General features: G+C 60.0%; 20 protein-coding genes and 1 tRNA gene. 5 read left to right on the top strand and 16 right to left on the bottom strand.

All coding sequences use genetic code 11. From position 1 onward, the window contains the following. Positions 1-99: 99 nt before the first annotated feature. The 11 genes from BK662_RS25540 to fdnG all read right to left on the bottom strand — a co-directional run bounded on the left by BK662_RS25540 (position 100) and on the right by fdnG (position 13,475). The gene (locus tag BK662_RS25540) at positions 100-402 is read right to left on the bottom strand and encodes a hypothetical protein (protein WP_123359434.1); all 303 of its coding nucleotides are present in this window, start codon (positions 400-402) and stop codon (positions 100-102) included. 340 nt (positions 403-742) lie between these two features. Next, positions 743-2,251: a tripartite tricarboxylate transporter permease gene (locus BK662_RS25535; protein ID WP_123359435.1), complete on the bottom strand. Its 1,509-nt coding sequence runs from the start codon at positions 2,249-2,251 to the stop codon at positions 743-745. Positions 2,252-2,275: 24 nt separating this feature from the next. Then, positions 2,276-2,767 (bottom strand): tripartite tricarboxylate transporter TctB family protein, encoded by a 492-nt coding sequence (locus tag BK662_RS25530; protein ID WP_123359436.1) that lies wholly within the window; start codon positions 2,765-2,767, stop codon positions 2,276-2,278. 1 nt (position 2,768) lies between these two features. Then, positions 2,769-3,734, bottom strand: coding sequence for a tripartite tricarboxylate transporter substrate binding protein (locus BK662_RS25525; protein ID WP_123359437.1), 966 nt, complete (start codon positions 3,732-3,734; stop codon positions 2,769-2,771). Between the two features lie 322 nt (positions 3,735-4,056). Continuing rightward, positions 4,057-4,152, bottom strand: a tRNA-Sec gene (locus BK662_RS25520). Between the two features lie 6 nt (positions 4,153-4,158). Further along, positions 4,159-6,078 (bottom strand): selenocysteine-specific translation elongation factor, encoded by a 1,920-nt coding sequence (gene selB, locus BK662_RS25515; RefSeq protein ID WP_123359438.1) that lies wholly within the window; start codon positions 6,076-6,078, stop codon positions 4,159-4,161. Beyond that, positions 6,075-7,523: an L-seryl-tRNA(Sec) selenium transferase gene (gene selA / locus BK662_RS25510; protein WP_123359439.1), complete on the bottom strand. Its 1,449-nt coding sequence runs from the start codon at positions 7,521-7,523 to the stop codon at positions 6,075-6,077. The genes selB and selA overlap by 4 nt, the downstream gene beginning before the upstream one ends. A gap of 363 nt (positions 7,524-7,886) precedes the next feature. Next, positions 7,887-8,810 (bottom strand): formate dehydrogenase accessory protein FdhE, encoded by a 924-nt coding sequence (gene fdhE, locus BK662_RS25505; protein WP_123359440.1) that lies wholly within the window; start codon positions 8,808-8,810, stop codon positions 7,887-7,889. 4 nt (positions 8,811-8,814) lie between these two features. Further along, positions 8,815-9,468: a formate dehydrogenase subunit gamma gene (locus BK662_RS25500; protein WP_123359441.1), complete on the bottom strand. Its 654-nt coding sequence runs from the start codon at positions 9,466-9,468 to the stop codon at positions 8,815-8,817. Further along, positions 9,465-10,409 (bottom strand): formate dehydrogenase subunit beta, encoded by a 945-nt coding sequence (gene fdxH / locus BK662_RS25495; protein WP_123359442.1) that lies wholly within the window; start codon positions 10,407-10,409, stop codon positions 9,465-9,467. The genes BK662_RS25500 and fdxH overlap by 4 nt, the downstream gene beginning before the upstream one ends. After that, complete coding sequence (fdnG, locus tag BK662_RS25490) at positions 10,410-13,475, bottom strand: formate dehydrogenase-N subunit alpha (protein ID WP_148057941.1); 3,066 nt, start codon at positions 13,473-13,475, stop codon at positions 10,410-10,412. A gap of 234 nt (positions 13,476-13,709) precedes the next feature. Between fdnG and BK662_RS25480 the strand changes: the two genes are divergently transcribed. Then, positions 13,710-14,858, top strand: coding sequence for a MalY/PatB family protein (locus BK662_RS25480; RefSeq protein WP_123359445.1), 1,149 nt, complete (start codon positions 13,710-13,712; stop codon positions 14,856-14,858). Positions 14,859-15,106: 248 nt separating this feature from the next. After that, the gene (locus tag BK662_RS25475) at positions 15,107-15,964 is read left to right on the top strand and encodes an SDR family oxidoreductase (protein WP_123359446.1); all 858 of its coding nucleotides are present in this window, start codon (positions 15,107-15,109) and stop codon (positions 15,962-15,964) included. A gap of 130 nt (positions 15,965-16,094) precedes the next feature. Here the strand turns inward: BK662_RS25475 and BK662_RS25470 are convergent, their stop codons facing one another. Genes BK662_RS25470 through BK662_RS25460 form a run of 3 tightly spaced genes read right to left on the bottom strand, consistent with a single transcriptional unit; the run spans position 16,095 to position 17,576 of the window. After that, positions 16,095-16,541: a DUF421 domain-containing protein gene (locus BK662_RS25470; RefSeq protein ID WP_123359447.1), complete on the bottom strand. Its 447-nt coding sequence runs from the start codon at positions 16,539-16,541 to the stop codon at positions 16,095-16,097. A 7-nt stretch (positions 16,542-16,548) separates the two neighbouring features. Further along, positions 16,549-17,067 carry a hypothetical protein gene (locus BK662_RS25465; protein ID WP_123359448.1) on the bottom strand — a complete coding sequence of 173 codons (519 nt, stop codon included), beginning with the start codon at positions 17,065-17,067 and terminating at the stop codon, positions 16,549-16,551. After that, entirely contained in the window at positions 17,064-17,576 is a 513-nt protein-coding gene (locus BK662_RS25460) for a CinA family protein (RefSeq protein ID WP_123359449.1), read from the bottom strand. Before BK662_RS25460 ends, BK662_RS25465 begins: the two co-directional genes overlap by 4 nt. Positions 17,577-17,746: 170 nt before the next feature. On the opposite strand from BK662_RS25460, the gene BK662_RS25455 reads away from it, so the two are divergent. From BK662_RS25455 to BK662_RS25445, 3 genes are all read left to right on the top strand, one after another. Continuing rightward, positions 17,747-18,358: a Yip1 family protein gene (locus BK662_RS25455; RefSeq protein ID WP_123359450.1), complete on the top strand. Its 612-nt coding sequence runs from the start codon at positions 17,747-17,749 to the stop codon at positions 18,356-18,358. Between the two features lie 55 nt (positions 18,359-18,413). Beyond that, positions 18,414-19,760, top strand: a complete 1,347-nt coding sequence (locus BK662_RS25450; RefSeq protein WP_123359451.1) for a cation:proton antiporter — start codon at positions 18,414-18,416, stop codon at positions 19,758-19,760. Positions 19,761-19,971: 211 nt separating this feature from the next. After that, on the top strand, positions 19,972-20,448 hold the full coding sequence (locus BK662_RS25445; protein WP_123359452.1) for a PA2171 family ribosome-binding persister protein: 477 nt from the start codon (positions 19,972-19,974) through the stop codon (positions 20,446-20,448). A gap of 203 nt (positions 20,449-20,651) precedes the next feature. Here BK662_RS25445 and BK662_RS25440 read toward each other — a convergent pair whose 3' ends face one another. Both BK662_RS25440 and BK662_RS25435 read right to left on the bottom strand, forming a co-directional pair. Further along, a complete protein-coding gene (locus tag BK662_RS25440; RefSeq protein WP_123359453.1) occupies positions 20,652-22,574 on the bottom strand; it encodes a hybrid sensor histidine kinase/response regulator in 1,923 nt (640 codons plus the stop codon). Positions 22,575-22,676: 102 nt separating this feature from the next. Then, on the bottom strand, positions 22,677-23,597 hold the full coding sequence (locus tag BK662_RS25435; protein WP_123359454.1) for a zeta toxin family protein: 921 nt from the start codon (positions 23,595-23,597) through the stop codon (positions 22,677-22,679). Between the last annotated feature and the right edge of the window lie 112 nt (positions 23,598-23,709).

The raw sequence follows: 23,709 nt of genomic DNA, 5'->3' as shown, positions 1-23,709 counted from the left end.
TCGCGAGCAGGCTCGCTCCCACATTTGACCGCGTTCTCAAGGTGGATACGGTTCAGTGTGGGAGTGAGCCTGCTCGCGATGACGTCAGATGAAACACCGCTAAACAGCAGTCTTGAACCCCTCCTCCCGCTGCAACGCCCGAGCCTGAATCACATTCAGTATTGCGCAACCTTCGCGCATCAGCAGATGCACCGCACGGGTAACACGGGTCAGGTCGCAGTCGGAAATGCCGTTGAGGTTAAGGCTGGACAAGGTGTCGGTCAGATCGCGAACCACGGTGAAGCGGTGCATGGCGCAAGCGGCCATGTCGCTGAGTTCTTTATGGGTGTTGATGAAGAGCACCGGGTTATCGGCGTCGTAGGTGTCGATGGGGAGGTAACGGGGCATGACTTGGTCGGACATGGTGTAACTCCAGGTAAAGCTACCACCGTTCGCGGCCAAGCGAATAAAGGTGGCGGCTGTGTGCGGGTTGGCCGACCAGACACCTGAAAGATCCGGCACACCCGAAGGTGTCCCGCGCACAGCTGCCATAAGACATGTCCAGACATAAAACGGTCTGAACAATGACGCTGTTGCATTTCAGGTTATCGACCGGCCAAGGTCGTTCGCGGTGTTTTCCGCGAGCCCGAACTATAGGGGTCGATACCGAAACGCGGCAACAGGGTACGTTGTAGGAAACGTCTTGGAAAGTTGTGCGCCACAAAGTTGATCGTTCTTACGATCGCGTGGGAACGATCGGCACTCAATCATCCTCATGCAATTTGATGCCACGTTTATGCAGCAGGTAGGGCACCAGCAACACCAACAGCGTCAGCACCAGGACCGAAGCCGCAATGGGTTGTGTCACAAACACCATCCAGTCGCCCTGGCTGATGGACAAAGCGTTGCGCAGTTGTTTTTCCGCCATCGGCCCCAGCAGCATGCCGACGATCACCGGGGCGACGGGGAAATCGAAACGCCGCATCAACACCCCGGCCCAGCCGATGCCCAGCATCAGAAACAGGTCGAATGATGAGTGGCGCATGCCGTACACGCCGATGGTGGCGAACACCAGAATGCCGGCGTTCAGGTACGGTCGCGGAATCTGCAAGAGTTTGACCCACAGGCCCACCAACGGCAGGTTCAACACCAGCAGGATGACGTTGCCGATGTACAGCGAGGCCACCAGCGTCCAGACCAGCTCGCCCGAGGTCTGGAACAGCAGCGGCCCCGGTTGCAGGTTGTAGTTCTGGAACGCGGCCAACAGAATCGCCGCCGTCGCGGAGGTCGGTATGCCCAGGGTCAGAAGCGGAACCAGCGAACCGGTGGCGCTGGCGTTGTTCGCCGCCTCGGGGCCGGCGACACCTTCGATGGCGCCCTCGCCTTTGCTGGCGGCGAACTCTTTCGGGTATTTGCTGAGTTTGCGTTCGGTCGAATAAGACAGGAACGTCGGAATTTCCGCGCCACCGGCCGGAATCGAGCCGAATGGAAAGCCAATCAAGGTGCCCCGTAGCCACGCGGGAATCGAGCGTTTCCAGTCGGCGCGGGTCATCCACAACGAGGTCATGCGGTGTCGGCTGCCCATTTCTTCCTTTTGGTAGAGCACGCTGTACAAGGCCTCACCGACGGCAAACAAGCCGACCGCCACCAGCACCACTTCGATGCCATCGACCAGTTCGGGCACCGCCAATGTGTAGCGGGCTATGCCTGAGGTCGAGTCCAGGCCGATCAAGCCGATGGTCAATCCGATGCCCAATGAGGCAAAGCCGCGCAACATCGATGCACCGAGCACCGCCGACACCGTGGTGAAGGCCAGCACCAGAATCGCAAAATACTCCGCCGGCCCGAACTTCAGTGCCAGCGTCGCAACGAGGGGAGCGAACAGGGTCAGCAAGATCGTCGCGATGGTGCCGGCCACAAATGAACCGATAGCAGCCGTCGCCAAGGCCGGGCCTGCCCGCCCGTTGCGGGCCATGAGGTTGCCTTCCAGGGCCGTGACCATCGAGGACGACTCCCCCGGGGTGTTGAGCAGAATCGAGGTGGTGGAGCCGCCAAACTGAGCGCCGTAATAGATACCGGCAAACATGATCAGCGCGCCGGTAGGATCGACCTTGGCGGTGATCGGCAGCAACAAGGCGACGGTCAGCGCCGGGCCGATCCCCGGCAAAACACCGATCGCGGTACCCAGCAGACAGCCGATAAAACCCCACATCAGATTGATCGGCGCCAACGCGGCACCGAAGCCGGTTGCCAGACTCGAGAGAATGTCCACCTTTTCGACCTCCTTCGGCCCGGATCAGATCCAGGCGTTGATCAAGGGCGGAAGGGAAACCCCTAGCCCGGCAGTGAAAAGCCAGTAAATCGGCAGCGTCAGGGCGATGCCGATGGCCAGGTCCCGCAGCGGGCTGCGACTGCCAAAACCCCGTGCAGAACAGGCAAACAGCAGTGCGGCCGCCAATACGAAGCCGATGTAGGTAATGAGCAAGGCAACGCCCACAAGCCCCGCCGTGACCCAGGTTGCGCCGAGTTTGCCGCCGGGCTGAGCCTGGGTGGTCTCATGGTCGTCGGGAAGGTTGCGAAAACCACCGGTGAGCGCCTGATAGCACATCAACAGACCGACGACGCCCAGAAACGCCGCGACGGCGTAGGGATAGACGTACGCCGCCATGATGACGAAGCCCATTTCGGCAGGAAACCGCGAGGCGCCGAACGCCAATACCGCGCTGATGGCGACGACAGCTAAGCCAATTGCCAGTTGGGCCGGCATGACTCTCCAGCGCCCGGCCATCTCAAAGCAGCCCGACCTTGACCAGCATCGCGCGCAGGCGCCCATGTTCTTCTTCGACGAATTTGCCGAAGTCATCCCCGGTCAGAATGCTCGGTGACCATGCATTGGTTTTTACGTTTTCTTGCCAGACGTTGCTTTTGGTGGCGGTCAGGACGGCTTCGGTCAGTTCTTTGCGCTGGTCAGGTGTCAGGCCCGCTGCACCGTAAACGCCACGCCAGTTGCCGATCGTCACGTCATAGCCACTTTCTTTGAGGGTCGGTGCATCGATGCCTTCAACGCGGCTGGGTGCGCCGATGGCGAGTAAGCGGAACTGCTTGGACTGGATGTATTTGGCAAGCTCGGCGTAGCCGCCGGTGATCACCGTGATGTGGCCGCCCAGCACCGCGGCGACGACTTCGCCACCACCTGCGAAGGCAACGTAATTCACCTTATTGACGGGGACGTCCATTTTGCTCGCCAGTTCGGCGATGCCAATGTGGTCGATCGAACCCTTGGAGCCACCGCCCCATTTGATATTGGACGGGTTGGCTTTGAAGTCTTTGAGCAAGTCGTCCAGGGTTTTGTACGGGGAGTCGTCCCGCACGGCAATCACGTTGTATTCGGTAAACAACCGGGCGATCGGTGTCACGTCCTTCAAAGTGATTTGCGGTTTGTTCTGCTCGATGGCCGCGACCATGATCGCGCCGACCACAATCAGGGCATTGGCGTCGCCCTTGGTGCCGTTGGCAAATTGCGCCAACCCCAGGGTGCCACCGGCGCCGCCCTTGTTCTCAAAGGTGACGGCCTTTGCCGTTTTGGCCTCGACCATGGCTTTGCCCAGGACGCGTGCGGTCTGGTCATAACCACCACCGACGGAGCCCGGGGCCATGAACTTGACGGTGTCCAGCGCAAACACCGGTGATGCGAGCGCGGCGGCGGTAACTAAAACGGCGAGGTTGCTGCTGAATCGACGGGCCAATGCAAACATGAGTCGTCTCCGGATAGCTGTTCTTGTTGTTTTCGATCAGGGAAGAGCCCCTGTTCGTTGAACATGCGTCTGGAATAAGCGTAGGTCATAGTTGTGTTTGTTGGCGTGCTTTCAATGGGCTGTCTGCCCCTAATGCATGACAACTGCAGAACCTGTGGCGAGGGGGCAGCCCCAATGCCGGTAAGTTAAGGTGCGCAAACTTGTGGGAGCGAGCCTGCTCGCGATGGCGGACTCACATTCAACATTTCTATCAGCTGATACACCGCTATCGCGAGCAGGCTCGCTCCCACAGGGATTGCGCCTGTCCCTGTGTTCTACCAAATGGCGGAAGGCAGCCGGAGTCGAACCTGCCCGGGAACGGATGCCGTCCCCAACCGGGTTTGAAGCCCGGCCGCGCCACCGGGCGCGATTGCCTTCCTTGAACTCAGTCTTCTGTTTGTTGGGCCAGTGCATTGTCGAGCCGGATATGGCGCCGGTCGCCAAAGCGTCGGGTCAGGCCGATCCGGTCGAAGTACTCAAGAATCTGAATGCTGCGTTTGCGCCCCAGGCCTACGGCATCGCGAAACGCGATGACCTGAATCACCGGGTCATCGCTGGCCAGTTGCACCAGCATAGCCGCCAATCGGCACACCAGCGTCTCGGTATAAAACAAGTCGCGAACCACTTGATGCACCAGCCCCAGCCGCGCCATCTTGCGCAGCAGCAGGCGTACGACCGCCTCTTGATAGCCTGTCGCTTTAGCCAGATCACGCACCCACGGTGGATCGAAACCCGCCTGTTCGAACAGCGGCTGTAATTGTTGCCACAGGGTTTCGTCATCCTCGCTCAAACGCACTTGGTGATCGGGCAAATGCAGCCAGGGGCCACTGGCAACGATCGCACCGCTGGCCAGTAATTCATCGAGCAGGCTGATAAAGGTCGGCCGGTCCAGCGCGGTGCCGGCGAAGCGACGCAGGCGATCCCTGTCCGGTCCCATTTGATCCGGTTCGAGTTGATGAAAGCGGGCGAGGTGTTCCAGCAGCGGCGCCTTCAGGGCTTCCCAGCGCACCGCGCTGAACAGCAACGGCCCCTGCCGCGTATCGATCAAGCGCACGTCGTCGGGCAGCTCCCAAGTTTCGCGCGGGCGATTGAACTGACGCTCCAGACGTTGCGGGTCGAGCCCTGTGTCGCTGTTGGCCAGCAGCGTCGGCAGTGCTTCTTCCAGGCTGTTCGTGGTGGACAGCGCTTGTAGCTGCGCCAATCGTTCGGGACTGCGACGGTGTCGGGCCGGGGCGAACGGGTCGAGCACCCGTCCACCACCGAGGGTCCGTTGCGCGCTTTGATCGCGCAGGATCAAACGGTCGCCCTTCACCGCCAGCACCGGCGCGTTCACCAGCAGTTGCGCAAACATCTGCTCACCCGGCGCCAGGCTGCTGCCCTCCAGCAACGCCACTCGCCCGGTCACGTCTTGAGTGCCGAGATGCACGTGCACTGGCTGAAAGTGCTCGAAGCTTCGCGCCTCGCTGACCAACAAGGTCATCTCGATATCCAGACGCTGGGTCGGCGCATGCAGCCATTCGGCCAACAGCCAGTGGCCCCGGTGAATCTGCTCCAGGGCCAAACGGTCGGCACTCAGGTTCAGCGCGACTCGCTGCCCGGCCGTTGCGCTGTCAGCCGCCTGATTCTGCGCATGCAGGCCTCGCACCCGTACCGGTTTGCCCAGCGGACTCAACATCAGCGTATCGCCCACGACCACCTGGCCGGACAACGCCGTACCGGTCACCACAATACCGGCACCGGCCACGCTGAAAGCCCGATCAATCGCCAGGCGGAAACCGCCGCTGGCGCTGCGTTGAAGCACCTCATGTTGCGCATCCAGCAAGGCCTTACGCAGTGCCTCGACGCCTTCGCCGGTCACACTCGACAGCGCGATTTGCGGCGCATCGGCATAAGGGCCGGGTGCGAGCAATGCTTCGATCTGTTCACGGACGGCTTGCACACGAGCAGGATCGACCCGGTCGCATTTGGTGATCGCAATAAGTGCCCGAGGGATGCCCAGCAACTCGACAATCGCCAAATGTTCGCGGGTCTGAGGCATCACACCGTCATCAGCCGCCACCACCAACAACACCAGATCAATGCCCTGAGCCCCGGCCAGCATGTTGTGGGTGAAGCGTTCATGGCCCGGCACGTCGATAAAACCGGTCAGGGCGCCGCCCGGTTCCAGTGCCGCGTAGATGTAGCCGAGGTCGATGGTCATGCCGCGTTCACGTTCTTCCCGACGACGGTCACCGGCCTGGCCGGTCAATGCCTGGAGCAAGGAGGTCTTGCCGTGATCAATGTGCCCCGCCGTGCCGACAATCACCCGTGCGCGCCCTCCTCCTGCAGTTGATCGAATTGCGCCAGCTGATCGAGTTGCGCCAGCCACGCGGCTTCGTCGTCCAGTTGGCGCAGGTCCAGCCAAAGTGCATCGCCGTCGATGCGACCGAGCACGGGAATCGGCAGCCAGCGAAACGCGGCCTCCAGCCCCAGCAATCGCCGCCCGCGCAGACGTTTGGAAACGTTCGGCCGCAGGCATAACGCGGCACTGGGCAGTCGCGCCACCGGTTGGCTGCCGCTGCCGATCATGCCCAGCGCCGGCTCCGCGCTGACGCTCCAGCCGTCACCCAACACTCGTGCCAGAGACGGTTGCAAGCGCTCGGCCTGGGCGAAGATGTCGGCCTGGGGTCGGGTCAGCAGGCGCAGACTCGGCAGGCGCTCGGCCAGTCGATCAGGATCGCGGTACAGCGCCAATACGGCTTCGAGGGCGGCGAGGGTCAGTTTGTCGACCCGCAGCGCGCGCTTGAGCGGGTTCTTCTTGATCTTCGCGATCAGGTCTTTACGGCCGACTATCAGCCCGGCCTGGGGACCGCCGAGCAGTTTGTCGCCACTGAAAGTAACGATGTCCGCGCCATCAAGCAGCGCCTGGCGCACCGTCGGTTCGGCGGGCAAGCCCCAGCGAGTCAGGTCCAGCAGGCTGCCGCTGCCCAGGTCTTCGAGCAGCGGCAGCCCGTGACGGTGAGCCAGTTCCGCCAACTCCGCCGTCGGCACCCGGGCGGTGAAACCTTCAATGGAGTAATTGCTCGCATGTACACGCATCACCAGGCCACTGCGCGGACCGATGGCGGCCTCGTAATCGCGGGCATGGGTGCGGTTGGTGGTGCCCACTTCGTGCAGCCGCACCCCGGCGCGGACCATGATGTCGGGAATGCGAAACGCACCGCCGATTTCGATCAGTTCACCACGGGAAATGATGCCTTCCTTGCGAGCGCCCAGGCTGTTGAGCGTCAGCAACACGGCGGCGGCATTATTGTTGACCACGGTCACCGCTTCGGCGCCGGTCAGCTCGCGGATCAACCCTTCGATCAAATCATCGCGATCGCCGCGCTTGCCGCTGTGCAGGTCGAATTCCAGATTGAGCGGATAGCGGGCGGCGAGCTGAACGGCTTCGATAGCCGACTCCGGCAACAACGCGCGGCCGAGGTTGGTGTGCAGCACCGTGCCGGTGAGGTTGAATACCCGCCGGACCTGGCTGCGATGCTGGATCGCCAGACGCTCACCCGCCCTGCCCGCCAATACGTCGGGGGCGATTTCAACGGCATTGAGTTCACCCTTGAGCACCGGTTCGCGCAAGTCATCAAGCAGTTGCCGCAGGCCGGCCAGCAGCGCATCACGCCCATAACGCTCGGCCAATGCCTGGCAGGCGGGATGGCGCAGCAAGCTGTCGATGGAGGGCAGCCGCAAGGCGTGGCTGGCGGAGGTTGCAGACATCAGAGGCTCCCGGAAGCGATTGACCGTCGCGTCTGAGTGTAGCCGCTGGGCTCATTGCTCAAAGGGATAAGCTCAGTCGTCTCTCCCTCGCTCCGGTCCTGCTCCGTGGGCCTCTCGATGGAGGTGCACCGTAAAAGCGAGGCGGCCTACCGGCCTGTCCCTGTAGGAGCCGTCGAGCGAAGCGAGGCTGCGATCTTTTGATCTTGCCGTGGCTTTGGCTTTTGATCTGCCTACCCCTTCGCGCGCAAGCCTGCTCCCACAGCAACGGCAACATCAAAAGATCGCAGCCTCGCTTCGCTCGACAGCTCCTACAGGGTAATGCGTGTAAAGTGAATCTTTGTAACCCCAAAGATGTGTATATACCTATGCTCCCGGTGCCAACATCAAATTGGGCGATAGGCGCTGGTAGCCTTCCTCCTCCAGGCGCATGTCCAGCATCAGGCTGGACAGGTCCGCCGAGAGTGCTTCGGCTTCGGCGTCGTTTTCCAGGTAGATCAGCTTCAGGTAGCTGTTACAGCCGGGGCAGACTTCCGCCCGCAACGGCGCCTGATTGGCAGCATGACGGTCATCCTCGAAACTGATGTATTGAAGCCCCTTGCTCTGTTCGCAATACACGCACTTGACCCGCACCGCGTGCCATTCGCAGGCACACAACGAGCACACCAGATAACGCAAACCGTTGTATTTGCCGCGATGACGAATCACCCCGGCCATCGCCGGCGAACCGCAGGCCGGGCATTGGCTGAGGCTGTCGCCGCGCTTGAGTTCAAGGTTGGGTGAACTCAGCAGCCAATGGCTCCAGGCCGCTTGCAGCGCTGCACCGAGGAACGGCACCAGCTCTGCCGGCAGCATTGAATACTGGCCGCTGACCAAGGCAATCGCCCAGGCTTTGAGCAGCCCTGGGTTGGCACTGCGCAACGTCGCCACGGCGTTTTCTACCGCTGGTTGTGGCGGTGGCTGATAGCGTTGCAACAAGGCTTCGAGAAAGGGTAGCCAAACATTTTCACGCACCAGACTGTCGGCGGCGAACGGTGGCAAGCCATGTTCCACGCACACCCGAAGACGTTCGGGATCGGGCATGGCGGCCATGGGCGGATCGTCCATCAGGTTCTGCTGAACGTGGCACAGTCCGGCAACCAAACGCAGGTAATCCGCCAATGGATGCCCATCGGCCAGGCGTTCCAGGCGCAGCGCGCGCAAGGTGAACAGGTTGTTCGGTGGCAGGTACAGAAACGGCGGTGAACTCGCCGCCGCTTCTATCTGCCCAGGCTCGAGGATCGTGGCCAAGGGGTCATCCTTTTTTGCTGATCGGTCGCTCGGGCGTCTCGTCTTGGGTCACTTCCCGGTACCAGAGCTCATGGTGTTTTCTCGCCCAGGCGCGGCTGACCCTGCCACGCACCATGGCGTGGACCGAGCCGCGAATCCAGATACCGGCATAAACGTGAACGATGATGCTCAGCACCAGGATGAACCCCGCCAGTGCATGCAGCAGCATCGCCCAGCGAATGCTGGTGATACCGAAGTACGCGCTGAACCAGGCACGCCAGATCACCAACCCGCTGAACAGCAGCACCAGCATGCAAATCAGCAACACCCAAAACAGTAGCTTCTGCCCCGGGTTGTATTTGCCGATCGGAGGCACGCCCTCCTCCTCGTTTCGAATGACCGTCCCGACGCGCCTGAGCCACAACCGATCGTTGGCGCTGAAGTAATTCGCCCGCCCGAAACTGAACACCAGGCCGAGGAACAGCACAAACATCGCCACGCCCATATACGGGTGCAAAATGCGCGTCCACGAACCGCCGCCAAACAGGTTGCTGAGCCAGAACAACCCCGGATGGAACAAGGCCAGCCCCGACAGCGCGGCCATGAAAAACACAATTGCCACCAGCCAGTGGTTGGTGCGCTGGTTGGAGGTGTAGCGCAGGATCGGTTTGTCGTTCATGGCCTGTCCTCCCCGCCGGGTTTCGTCGGATCAAAGGTGTGCACCGATGGATCGAATTCATGCACCGCCGGGTCGATGATGACTGGATGTTCGTCTTCCTCGACCAACTGCGGCCCAACGCGCACGTAATGGAAGAACCCGGCCAGCACCGCCGCGCCCATGGCCAGCAACGCCAGGGGTTTGCTCAGGCCTTTCCACAGGTCCACCAGCGGACTGATCGCCGGGTGATCCGGCAACCCGGCATACAACCTGGGCGTGTCGGCATGGTGCAGCACATACATAACGTGGGTGCCGCCGACGCCTGCGGGGTCATACAAACCGGCGTTTTCGAAACCGCGACTCTTGAGGTCGACGATACGTTCGGCGGCGTGTTCTTTCATGTCTTCCTTGCTGCCGAAAACGATGGCGCCGGTCGGGCAGGTTTTCACACAGGCCGGCTCCAGCCCCACCGCCACCCGGTCCGAGCACAGCGTGCATTTATAAGCCTTGTGGTCCTTTTGCGAGATGCGCGGAATGTTGAACGGGCACCCGGTGATGCAATACCCGCAGCCGATGCAATGGTCCTGATCGAAATCGACGATGCCGTTGGCGTGCTTGATGATCGCGCCGGGGCTCGGGCACGCCGCCAGGCAGCCGGGCTCGGCGCAGTGCATGCAGCCGTCCTTGCGGATCAACCATTCGAGGTTGCCGGCGTCGGTCTCATGCTCGGTGAAGCGCATCAAGGTCCAGGTGTCTGCGCTGAGGTCTTGAGGGTTGTCGTAAGTGCCGAGGTTGTGACCGACATCGTCGCGCAGCTCGTTCCATTCCGAACAGGCGACCTGGCAGGCCTTGCAGCCGATGCACTTGGTGGTGTCGATCAGCTTGGCCACTTCCTCTTGCGTGCGCACCGAGGGTGGCATGGTGGTGGTGGCCGAACGGGCGATGATGTCTTGGCTGGCCATTTAGACTTTCTCCACGTTGACCAGGAATGACTTGGATTCCGGGGTCTGTGTGTTGCCATCGCCGAGGAACGGCACCAGGGTGTTGGTCAGGTAACCGTGACGGGTGGCGCCGGTGAAGCCCCAGTGCAACGGGATACCGATCTGATGCACCACCTGGTTGTTGACCTGTAGCGGACGAATCCGCTTGGTCACCACCGCCACCGCTTCGATATGCCCGCGCTTGGAACTGACCCGCACCCTGTCACCGGCAGCAATGCCCTTCTCCTTGGCCAGCACCTCGCCGATTTCGACAAACTGCTCAGGTTGGGTCACGGCATTGATCGGGCAATGCTTGGTCCAGAAGTGGAAGTGTTCGGTCAGCCGGTAGCTGGTCGCCGCATAAGGGAAGTCCTTGGCCTGCCCGAGGGTGTCCCAGACTGAATCGAAGATCCGCCCGGCCGGGTTGCTGGTCGCCTGCTTGTTGTTGGGGTGCATCGGGTTGATGCCAATGGGCGTCTCGAACGGCTCATAGTGTTCGGGGAACGGCCCTTCGTTCATCTTGTCGAGGGCGAAGAAACGCGCCACGCCTTCGGGGTTCATGATGAACGGGTTCATCCCGGCTTCCGGCGGCACATCGGCCTTGTAGTCAGGCACGTCGGTGCCGGTCCAGACCTTGCCGTTCCACCACACCAGCCGCTTGTTCGGGTCCCATGGTTTGCCTTGAGGGTCGCAAGAGGCGCGGTTGTAGAGAATCCGTCGGTTCATCGGCCAGGCCCAGGCCCAGCCCAGGTTCTGCTTCATGCCGAAAGGATCGCTGTTGTCACGCCGGGCCATGTTGTTGCCCTGCTCGGTCCAGCTGCCGCAGAAGATCCAGCACCCGGACGCCGTGCTGCCATCGTCCTTGAGTTGGCCGAAGCCGGACAGCTGCTGACCGGCCTTGACCACCGCGCCCGAGGCGTCAGTGACATCGGCGATGGCGTAGCCGTTGAATTCCCGGGCCAGCTCTTCCGGCGTCGGGTCATCCGGTACCTTGTAGGGCCAGTCGAGCTTGAGGATCGGCTCGGCCCAGGCACCGCCGTTGGCCTGGTAACGCTTGCGCAGGCGCAAGAACAGCTCGGCCATGATCTTCACGTCCGTGCGCGCCTGCCCCGGGCCATCAGCACCCTTCCAGTGCCATTGCAGCCAGCGACCGCTGTTGACCAGCGAACCGTTTTCTTCGGCGAAACAGGTGGTGGGTAGACGGATGACTTCGGTCTGGATCTCGGCCGTTTGCACATCGTTGTAAGGCCCGGCGTTGCGCCAGAACTCCGAAGTTTCGGTGGCCAGTGGGTCCATCACCACCAGCCACTTGAGTTTGGCCAGCGCCTTCATCACCCGGTTCTTGTCCGGCAAGGCGGCGATCGGGTTGAAGCCCTGGCACATGTAGCCATTGACCTCGCCCTTGCCCATCATGTCGAACATTTTCAGGATGTCGTAGCCGGGAATATCCAGCTTGGGCAGCCAGTCGTAGCCCCAGTTATTCTCGGCGGTGGCATTGGCGCCGTACCAGGCTTTCATCAGGCTGACGTGAAACTTGCCGTAGTTCTGCCAGTAGGACATCTGCCCGGGACGCAACGGCTTGAGTGCGCGCTTGGCGATATAGGTGTTGTAATCCTGTTCGGCTTCGGCCGGCAGGGTCAGGTAACCGGGCAGCAGGTTGGACAGCAAGCCCAGGTCGGTCAGGCCCTGGATGTTGGAGTGCCCGCGCAGGGCGTTGACGCCCCCGCCCGGCATGCCGACGTTGCCCAGCAGCAGTTGCACCATGGCCGCGCTGCGGATCATCTGCGAGCCGGTCGAATGCTGGGTCCAGCCTAGCGCGTAGAGAATCGTCATGGTTTTGCCCGGTTGCGAGCAGGTGGCGATCTCCTCCCAGATTTTCTTCATCGCGTCCACGGGCATGCCGCAGACCTGACTGGCCAGCTCCAGGGTGTAGCGGCTGTAATGCTGCTTCATTAATTGGTAGACGCAGCGTGGGTCTTGCAAGGTCGGGTCGACTTTGGCGAAACCGTCCTCGCCGATTTCATAGCCCCAGCCGGACTTGTCGGTGTAGGTGCGCTTGCTTGCGTCGTAACCGCTGAACAACCCGTCTTCGAAGCCGTAGTTGGCCTTGACGATGAACGACACGTCCGTATAGGCGCGTACGTATTCGTGCTGGATCTTGTCTTCGGTCAGCAGGTAATTGATCAGCCCGCCCATGAAGGCGATGTCGGTGCCGGTGCGGATCGGTGCGTAATAGTCGGCCACCGAGGCGGTGCGGGTGAAACGCGGGTCGACCACAATCAGCCGCGCCTTGTTGTGGGCTTTGGCTTCGGTCACCCATTTGAAACCGCAAGGGTGCGCTTCCGCGGCGTTGCCACCCATCACCAGAACCAGATTCGCGTTGGCGATATCGGTCCAGTGGTTGGTCATGGCACCACGGCCATACGTCGGGGCAAGACTTGCCACCGTCGGGCCATGTCAGACACGTGCCTGGTTATCAAACCCCAGCATGCCGAGACTGCGAATTACCTTGTGGGTGATGTACCCCGCTTCGTTGGACGATGCCGACGCCGCGAGGAAACCGGTGCTCAGCCAGCGGTTCACCGTTTGCCCTTGAGCGTTCTTCTCGATGAAGTTGGCGTCGCGGTCGGCCTTCATCAGGTCGGCGATGCGATCCAGCGCTTCATCCCAGGAGATTCGCGTCCACTCCGTGGTGCCGGGCTTGCGCACCTGCGGGTACTGGAGACGGCTGGGGCTGTGAATGAAATCGAGCAGGCCTGCGCCTTTGGGGCAGAGGGTGCCGCGATTGACGGGGTGGTCGGCATCGCCTTCGATGTGGATGATGCTCTGGGCGACATTCTTCGCGTTGTCGCCCTGGCTGTACATGATCAAGCCGCAACCGACCGAGCAGTACGGGCAGGTGTTGCGGGTTTCATGGGTATGGGCGAGCTTGAAATGACGCACTTGTTCGGCGAAAGCCGGCGTCGGGGCCATGCCCAGCGCGCCGAGGCTTGAGCCCGCAAGGCCGAGACCAGCGACCTTGAAGAACTGACGACGGTTGAGGTCCATCGTGCACTCCTGATCAGGTGGAAACCCGGTGCGTTGGCCGGGTTTTTCTGGACGATCACGGTGACGGTAACCTATCTACCGCCACTTAGAACTTTAGACAATGTTGCCGTGCGCCGTCTGAAAACCGACCGTCGGCGGCTTGCCGGTCATGCTCTGTTGCGCAATTCGCCAGCGATCAAGGTTGGCGCTTATCATGGCCGCCGGATTAACCCCCTGCCTTTTATGAGACTGAGCATGACTTTCGATTTTGATCAGGTGTTCGACCGCCATGGCACCGGCAGTACCAAATGGAGCCGCTACCCGGCCGACGTGTTGCCGATGTGGGTCGCCGACATGGACTTTGCCGCGCCACCAGCGATCATTCAGGCGCTGCAAAAACGCCTGGAACACCCGATGCTCGGTTACAGCGTGGCTCAGGATGACTTGCGTGACGCCATCGTCGCCGACCTCTGGAACAAGTACGCCTGGCGTGTGCAACCTCAAGAGCTGATATTCCTGCCGGGTATCGAGTCGGGTTTCAACATGGCCCTGCATGCGCTGGTTCAGCCGCAGCAGAACGTGGTCGTGCAGACGCCAAACTACCCGCCGCTGCGCCATGCACCGGGCCACTGGCAGTTGAACAAGGTCGAGCTGGACTTCGACGCGTTGGCCGATGGTACGTACGCGACGCCACTCGAAGCCTTGCGCCAGGCGCTGCAAGGGGGCGGCGCGCTGTTGCTGAGCAACCCGCATAACCCGCTGGGCAAGGTCTTCCCGCGCGAGGAACTGCAAGCGGTCGCCGACATTTGCCTGGAGCAGGACGCCTGGATCATCTCCGACGAGATCCATTCCGAACTGTGCTTCGACGGGCGCGTACACATTCCGACCGCCTCGCTCAGCCCGCAGATCGCCAAGCACACCATCACCCTGATGTCGGCGAGCAAGGCCTACAACATCGCCGGTTTGAAGACGGCGTTCATGATCATTCAAGACGCGGCGCTGCGCCATCGGGTCAACAGCGCCCGTTGCGGCATGGTCGACAGCGTCAACCCGCTGGGCCTGGAAGCCACCCGCGTCGCCTACAGCGAAGGCGGTCCGTGGCTGGCTGAACTCATGGCCTACCTGCAAAGCAATCGGGATTATCTGGTGGAGGCGGTTCGCACGCGGTTGCCGGGTGTGACCATGAACATTCCTCAGGGCACTTACCTGGCGTGGTTCGACTGCACGGCGCTGGGGCTGGATAACCCGCAGCAATTCTTCCTCGAACAGGCCAAGGTCGGGCTGAGCGCAGGGCTGGATTTCGGCGATAACGCCCGGCAGTTCGTGCGCTTGAACTTCGGCTGCCCGCGGGCGCTGCTGGAGGAAGGAATCGCGCGGATGGAGCGTAGTTTGCGTAACCGCTGACTCTTTCACGAACTCAAGAACAACAAGGATCAAATGTGGGAGCGGGCTTGCTCGCGAAGGCGGAGTGTCAGGCGACATCCCTCTTGACTGTAAGGCAGTCTTCGCGAGCAAGCCCGCTCCCACAAGGGATTTGTGTGCTTTTGTGGATTGCGGAAATCCAACCGAACTCAAGACAAAAGACCGGGGTCAACCCTCAACGAGCGCTTGTGGCGCTTGAGTCTTTTGCCTTGAACAGAGGAGATTTCCCGATGACTGACTATCCAAAACCACCCTTCCCCAAACAAAGCCAGCCAGTCCCCGGGGTTCAAACGAAAATGGACCCTTACCCGGATTGTGGCGAGCAGAGCTACAAAGGTTCGGGTCGGCTGGAGGGCAAGATCGCCCTGATCACCGGGGCCGACAGTGGCATCGGCCGTGCGGTGGCGATTGCATTCGCCCGGGAAGGCGCGGATGTGGTGGTTGCCTACTTGAATGAAACTGAAGACGCGCAGGAAACCGCGCGCTGGGTCGAACAGGCCGGTCGTCAATGCCTGCTGCTGCCCGGTGATGTGGCGCAGAAAGCGCACTGCCAGGCGCTGATCGACAAAACGGTCGAGCGCTTTGGCCGGATCGACATTCTGGTCAACAACGCCGCGTTTCAGATGACCCACGAAAACATCGAGGACATCCCGGACGAAGAATGGGTGATGACCTTCGATGTGAACGTCACGGCCATGTTCAGGCTCTGTCAGGCCGCGCTCAAGCACATGAAGCCCGGCAGTTCGATCATCAACACCAGCTCGATCAACTCCGACATGCCCAAGCCGACATTGCTGGCCTACGCGACCACCAAGGGCGCGATTGCCAACTTCACCGGCGGCCTGGCGCAGATGCTCGGCCCGAAAAACATTCGGGTAAACAGCGTGGCACCGGGGCCGATCTGGACGCCGCTGATTGTCTCGACCATGCCCGATGAAGAAGTGCAAAACTTCGGATCGCAAACCCCGCTCGGCCGTCCCGGTCAACCGGTGGAAGTCGCGCCGATTTATGTGCTGCTGGCCTCGGATGAAGCCAGCTACATCACCGGGCAACGGTATGGCGTCACGGGTGGCAAGCCGATGCTTTGATGCTGCTGGCCTGGCCTGCGTTCGGCCCCTGTAGGAGCTGCCGAAGGCTGCGATCTTTTGATTTTGATGTCAGCGAAAGCAAGATCAAAAGATCGCAGCCTTCGGCAGCTCCTACGGGGATCGCGGTGAATCAGGGCTCTTGAGCAATCACCGAAATCTTGCCGTTGCGCTCGATGATGGCGAATTTGATCTGCTCAAGGGTTTCAATACCCTGGCTCGAACGCGCGGCCTCCATGACATCCGCTTCGACCAGTCGCGCATGACGCAGGCGTTTGTGCAGGATCTTGCCGTTCTCGACGATGATCGTCGGCCCACCATCGATCAGCCGCTGCACCCATTGCGAGCGCTGTTTGAGCAATGAAAGCCCGACGTCAATGGCAATCAGCGTAACGATCACCAGCATCGAATTGGTCAGGGAAAAATCATTGCCCAACAGCGCCTGTTGCGTCGCCTCGCCGATGATCATCAGCAGCACGAAATCAAACGTCGTCAGTTCGGCCAGCGAGCGCCGACCGGCGATCTTGAACAGCACCATCAACGCCAGGTACATCACGGCCGCGCGCAATACCGAATCCATAAGTCACCTAAGGGAAAATGAATTGATCCACCTTGACGGGGGCGGCACCGGGCGAGGCGATACGGCTGCGAAACAGTCCCAGCCCATCCCCGCGCAACGTCAGGTAAAGGCTGGCCTGCCCTTGCGCGTCGGTTTGCACCCACAGTTTCATGCCCTGCTCGCCACTGAGTGCACGCACAGGTTCCGGTTGCAGGGTTTCGATGTCGAAGCCTTCCAGCAGTTCTCCAGTCAGCTCCAGTTCAACCGTGGCATCCGGCTGGCCGATCACGCTGAGCTTCATCGGATTGGTCGAGCCATGACGGTGGAACATCTCGTACTCCACCCGTACCTTGCCATCGCTGCCATGAACGTCCCGGGAGCTGAGCGGGCCGCGTGAAAACAAACCGAGCAAGGCCAGCACCACCAGCAGCACCAACACATACCAGCCCCAGCGCTCGAATCGCCAGACCTTGACCTGATACGCCATGTCTTCGCGCACCGGAAAATCGCGGCTGTGGTATTCGGTGCGGCGGGATTCGTCGTTCATTGATTTACCTGATCTTGTTCACCGGCTAGCGCACGTTTATGAAAAAACGACACCCGCTTCAAGGCATGTTCTGCGGCCAGTAACTGAACCTTGCTGCGGGATCCGAAAAACCGGTGCTGGTGAGTGAATACGCGCTTCCCTTGCTCAGTCTGGTACGCCCAGGCGAAACAGATGGTGCCGGCCGGAATCCCGTCGACATCCTCCGGCCCCAGGATGCCGGTGGTGGCCACGGCAACATTGGCGGGACTGTCGAGCAAGGCCCCCAAGGCCATTTCGCGAGCCACTTCGCAACTGGTCAGGTTGAAGGTTTTGATCGTAAGGGGACTGACGTTGAGCAACCGTTGTTTCGCTTCGGGGGAATAAACCACGTAGCCGCTCTCGATCAGATCCCCGCTGCCCGGCACTTCGGCCAGCAAGGTCACAATCTTTCCGGCAGTACAGGACTCGGCCGTTGTCAGACGCAACTTGTGTTGCCGCAAATATTCGACGACGGTTTGGCTGACGCTCATGACCAGGCATCCAGCAAGAGGAACTGCTCGGTTGACCTTCGACGCTTGCAAACATTCCCTCGGGCAGACCGCCCATGACGCCCCTGATAAAAAATGAACCCCCGGCGATGGATGCACCTCAATACTTCTAGGGGCCCCTATGCCGGGCCGCTCGCTATCTGGAGGTCGTCATGTCCGCACCTTTCGTCAGGCTGTTCACTCAGCCCAATTTCGTCTGGACAGATATTCGTAAGGAAGAGGAAGCGCATCCGCGCCATTACCTCGCTCATTTGCTGTTGCTCGCCCTGATCCCCGCCGTGTGCCTGTTTATCGGGACCACCTACGTCGGCTGGAGCCTGGCCGAGAACGAAACGGTCAAGCTCAGTACCACCAGCGCCCTGCAACTCTGCGGGCTGCTGTACCTGAGCATTATTGCCGGCGTGGTGCTGATGGGGCTGTTCATCCGCTGGATGTCGCGCACCTTCGACTCACGCCCCAACGTCAATCAGTGCATCGGTTTTGCCGCCTACACCGTCACCCCGTTCTTCCTCGCAGGTATCGCCGGGCTCTACCCGAGCCGCTGGCTGGCGATCACCGTCCTGGGGGCCGCCTCCCTCTATTCGACGTTTCTGCTGTTCGTCGGTTTGCCGATCTTCATGCACGAGCGCAAAGAGGAAGGCTTGCTGAATGCGGCGAGCGTATGGGGCGTCGGGCTATTGGTGCTGGTGACTATCCTGGTGGAGATGATTCTGCTCTGGTTCAACTATCTGGGGCCTGAGTACGTGCGCGTGACCGGCGTGTGACTCTCCTGATTCCGCCATCCGCCGGCGGTCGGCGGCACACCTCCGAGAACCGGGCATGAGCTTCATTGTATGGGTGGCGGTGTTGGGTGCGGTGCTGCTGACCCTGGCACTGACCTCGTCCTATCTGCGCTGGATGCCGGTGACCACGTCGGCGGTGTGCCTGGCGCTGGGCGTGGCAATCGGTCCGGCGGGCCTGGGCTGGCTGAAGCTGGACATCAAGGACGCGGCGGTCTGGATGGAGCACCTGACTGAGGTCGCGGTGCTCTTTTCGCTGTTTGTCTGCGGACTCAAATTGCGCCTGCCGCTCAAGGATCGCCAATGGCGAATAGCGTTTGGCCTGGCGGGACCGGTGATGATCCTGACCATCATTGGCGTGGGCCTGTTGCTGCATTACGGCTTCGCCGTGGCCTGGGGGCCGTCGCTGCTGATCGGGGCGATTCTGGCCCCCACCGATCCGGTACTGGCCTCGCTGGTGCAGGTCAACGACGCCAGGGATTACGATTCGGTGCGTTTCGGGCTCTCCGGTGAGGCGGGCCTCAACGACGGCATCGCCTTCCCCTTCGTGATCCTCGGTTTGTTGTTTGTGCAACAGAGCGGCAATAGCGAGGCCTGGCTCGGTGAGTGGGCATTGAAAAGTGTGCTGTGGGCCGTGCCTGCCGGTTTGTTCACCGGTTACTGGATGGGCCACGGCATCGGTCGCTTGACCTTGTCGATGCGCATCCGCAATGCCGACAGCACCATTTCTCCCAACGATTACCTGACCCTGGCCCTGATCGCCCTCGCTTATGTCGCGGCCGAGGAGATACATGCCTATGGCTTTTTGTCGGTATTCGCCGCCGGCCTTGGGTTGCGGCAGGCCGAAGTCAAATCCACCGGTGACGCCCAGATGCCCGCCGAGCATCTGGTGCAACCGGTGGTCGGTCACCAGAACGTCGAACCTGAGGCCGCCGTCCACGGCGATGTGGCGAATCTGCCAGAAACCCAAGTCGCGGCCGGCATCATGATGGGCGACATGCTGGCATTCGGCAGTTTGGTGGAACGCGCCATGGAAGTGTTTCTGGTCACCCTGCTGGGCGTGGTGCTGGTGGGCCACTGGGATTGGCGAGCGTTGGTGGTAGCGCTGGTGTTGTTCTGTGCCATTCGGCCCTTGTGCGTATGGCTCATGCCGTGGGGGCGCTTGCTGGACAGCCGTCAGCGGTTGTTGATCGGCTGGTTCGGGATTCGCGGGATCGGGAGCTTTTATTACCTGTTCTACGCCTTGAACCATGACCTCGGTCCGGCGGCGGCAACGCTGTGCACCGACCTGACGTTGTCGGTGGTGGCGCTGAGCATTCTGGCGCATGGCATCAGTACTCAACCGATGCTGGCTCGTTATGAGCGGCGCAATCAGCAGGACGTCTGACGGTTTCCTCCTTCGGTCAACCTGCATTGAGCAGCAACGAATATTCATGCAGGTTGCACGACAAACGTCGTTTCTATTCGATCGCATCCCACTGTTTTTTATGGCTTTTTGGTAATCCTTGAAACAGGCACGAGAAATGCTCCAGCAGTGTGAGCGACAACGGCAGGAAGACCGTTTGCGCATGACCCGTGACTAAACAAGAGGTTTGACCATGAACGCCATTGAGCTGTTGAAAGCCGACCATGAACGCGTAAAAGGCATCCTGGCCCAGTTGAGTGAGTCCACCGAGCGTGGGGTTAAAAAGCGCACCGAGTTGCTGGCCAAACTGGAAATGGAAATCAAGATCCATACCCGTCTGGAAGAGGAAGTCTTGTATCCGGCGTATAAAAAAGCCGGCGGCAAGGAGCAGGACATCATGTATTACGAAGCCAAGGAAGAACATCGCACCGTCGATACGCTGGTGCTTCCCGACCTGAAAACCACTGATCCCTCTACCGTCGAATTTGCCGGTCGAGTGAAAGTGGTCAAGGAGTTGCTGGAACATCACATTGAAGAAGAGGAAAAGGAAATGTTTCCTCAGGCCAAAAAACTGCTGGGCAAAACGACGCTCGACGAATTGGGTGCAGAGATGGAAAGCCTGAAAGCCCGATACAAAAAAGAGCTGGGCGTGCCCAATCTCGCTGCTTGATGGGGGAATAGCAAAGCCCGGCGATACTTACGAGAGTCTTGAGTCAGTGAGAAACCTGTGGTGAGAGAGCTTTCTCCCGCTTGAGTGCGTAGCACTCACAAAAAATCGGCAATGGTTGTCAGATTTTTGGGGCCGCTGCGCAGCCCGGCGCGAGCAAGCTCGCTCGCCACAAAGGAGCACCACCATGCCCCGAATGGAAGGTGTCACTTCATCGCCAAGGCAATGACTTCCACCAGATTAAGTTGGGTAAAAGGCTTGGACAGGCGTGGAAGTCTGGCCGCGAAGCCTTCCAGGCGCTCGGCGTAACCGGTAGCGAGGATGATCGGCAGGTGTGGTCTTATCACCCGAATAGCCTGCGCCAATTGAGCGCCACTCATCTTGGGCATGACCATGTCCGTAATGACCAGGTCAAAATCGTGCTCGCTGTCGAACAGCCCCAGTGCCTGTGCGCCGGACGCTGCACTGATCACCCGATGGCCCAGGTCCTCAAGCAACAGGCTGGTACTGGTCAACACCAGACTGTCGTCGTCCACGACCAATACACACAAACGAGGCACCCGCGACATGACGGCCTCCTCAATAGCGGGTTCGGTGGTCGAATCGGCTAGCGCAACGGGTAACCAGAGTTCGGCGGTGGTGCCGATATCCTTCTGGCTTTTCAGAATGAAGCGTCCACCCAGTTGTTCAGTAAACCCGTGAACCATCGACAACCCCAGGCCAGTGCCTTTGCCGACGCCTTTTGTGGTGAAGAAAGGGTCCATTGCCGACGCCAGGGTAGCGTCATCCATGCCCTCCCCTATATCCGTGACACTCAGGCAGACATAGCGGCCTGGCGCCAAGGCTAATTTCGCCTGATCGCAGATCTCTTCGGTCTGTGCGCTGATGACAAGTTTCCCACCGTCGGGCATGGCATCGCGGGCGTTGGTCGCCAGGTTCAGTACCGCCAGTTCGAGCTGATTGACGTCGGCCATGACCGGTTCAAGTCCAGGCGCAAAGCGCGTTTCTATGCTCACCGAAGGCCCCAGAGAGCTGCGCAATAGCCCGGTAATCCCCTGAATCAGAGTCGGGATTTCGACGGATTCGGTCTTGAGCTCCTGACGCCTGGCAAATGCCAGCATGCGCTGGGTCAAGGAAACACCACGCAAGGCGCCTTGAGTGGCGTTGTCGAGCAAACGGGTAATTCTCGGGTCGTCCGCCGCACGTTTGCGAACGACTTCCAGATTGCCAAGGATAACGGTCAGCAGATTATTGAAGTCGTGGGCAATCCCCCCGCTGAGTTGACCGATGGCCTGCATTTTCTGCGCCTGAAACAACGCTTCGCGGGTTTTTTCAAGCGCTTGCTGGGCTTGGGTGACCTCGGTGATGTCCCGAGTGATCTTGGCAAATCCAAGCAACGTACCGGTGTCGCCCCAAATCGGATCGACGACAACATGCGCAAAAAACCGTGTGCCATCCTTGCGTACGCGCCAGGCCTTGTTTTCAAATCGCCCCTCGCGCGTAGCAATCGCCAGCGCCCGTTGCGGTTCACCGGCTTCGCGGTCTTCAGGGGTGTAAAACATCGAGAAATGCTGGCCGATCACTTCTTCGGGGCGATATCCCTTGATTCGCTGAGCCCCCAGATTCCAGTTGGTCAAACGTCCATCCGGGGCGAGCATGTAGATGGCGTAGTCGGTGACGCTCTGCACCAGTAGCCGGAACTGCTGCTCACTTTGTTTGAGGGTTTCTTCGGCCATTTTGCGGTCGGTCAAATCCCGGGTGATCTTGGCAAAACCCAGCAATTTTCCCGACGGATCCAGAATGGGATCGATGATGACGTGGGACCAGAAATGCGTGCCGTCCTTGCGAACCCGCCAGCCTTCACCCTCGAAACGCCCTTCGTGAATAGCGGTATCAAGGGCGCGCTGAGGCAAACCGGCCTTGCGGTCCTCCTCGGTATAAAAACGCGAGAAATGCTGACCGAGAATCTCCGCTTCCTCATACCCTTTGAAACGCTTGGCGCCAGCGTTCCAACTGGTGATGATGCCGTCAGGGTCGATCATGTAGATCGCGTAGTCGACCACGGCATCGATCAGCAGACGAAAGCGCATCTCCTCGATGGCATTGGTCTTGGTCCGGTCATCGCTCATGGATCCCTGTCCTTGTTGTTGTTCTTCTGGAGTATGCGACAAACCGCACGTTTGGAAATTCAAAAAAACCAATACGTTGGTATGCCGCAGTGGCGCGATGGATTATCGGTACACGTATTTGACGATATAGGCGTATAGATCGTTGTAGACAAAGTCCGGCACGTGCTCAGCGTAGGTTTGCGTTTTGAGCAGTGCCAGATGACACTCTTTTATCATTTCGTCGCGATCACTCATGGTGTAGATGTGATTGTCTACGATCGTCCCGTAAGCGCTGTACATATAAGGCGCCGTTGTTCCGGTGATGGTCAAGCTCCCGTCGGCGGCTTTGGTATAAGTACTTTGAGCGCGCAAGGTCCGTTCCTTCAACGCCCCGAACCCTCGCTCGTACAAGGTGATTTGCGAGCCGCTGACCGCTTTGGCGGCCGTTTCGAAGGCCAGGATGATCGCTAGCGCGTTACTCATGCTGGCATTCAGCATCGACACCGTGACGAACCTTTCCATTTCCTGCTTTTCCAGGCTCTTGAGCGCTCTTTTGATGCTCGATGCATGAGCGAACTCTTGATTGCAGGCAACAATATGAGTCTCGAATTGGTAACCGGCTGCCGTTGCCATCGGTGGAAAGGCGGCGAAATCGATACTGTCGAAGGCACACTCCATGATGATGTTGTATTTGCGCTTGAATGCCTCCTCGAAGATCTTCGCGCTGACCTCCCTGACGAAAGCCTCCGTATGCTCATAAGCGTGCAGGACACCGAGTTTGATCATCTCGGCGTATTGAGGGTGTTTTTCTCGGTAGTCGGGTAGATACAGACGAACATACTTGTCATAGCGGTTGGAGGGCAGAAGGGTTTTTTCCAGCAGATACGTTTTACCTGACCCTTGCAGTCCGGCAACGATCAGCATTTTGGGGATTGCCTCGGCAGTGATGCCGGTGAACAGCGTCGCGGTGATTTCAGTGAATGCTGCAGTGACTTGGTCTGGGGTGTAAGTGTAGTTCGGGGCTACATTCGGGGCTGCTGACATACCTTGATTTCCTTATCAAAGATTCGCTTGAAAGTGATTGCTGCCTTTTTGAATAAAGCGCTGATTCGTTGTTTGTTCAAATGAGCGTGTCTTTCAAGATATGTCGCTGTTT

Source organism: Pseudomonas frederiksbergensis (genome assembly GCF_003732275.1).
Lineage (GTDB): Bacteria > Pseudomonadota > Gammaproteobacteria > Pseudomonadales > Pseudomonadaceae > Aquipseudomonas > Aquipseudomonas frederiksbergensis_H.
The sequence above is the reverse complement of the archived record's forward strand: the minus strand, read 5'-3'. Positions and strand labels throughout refer to the sequence as shown.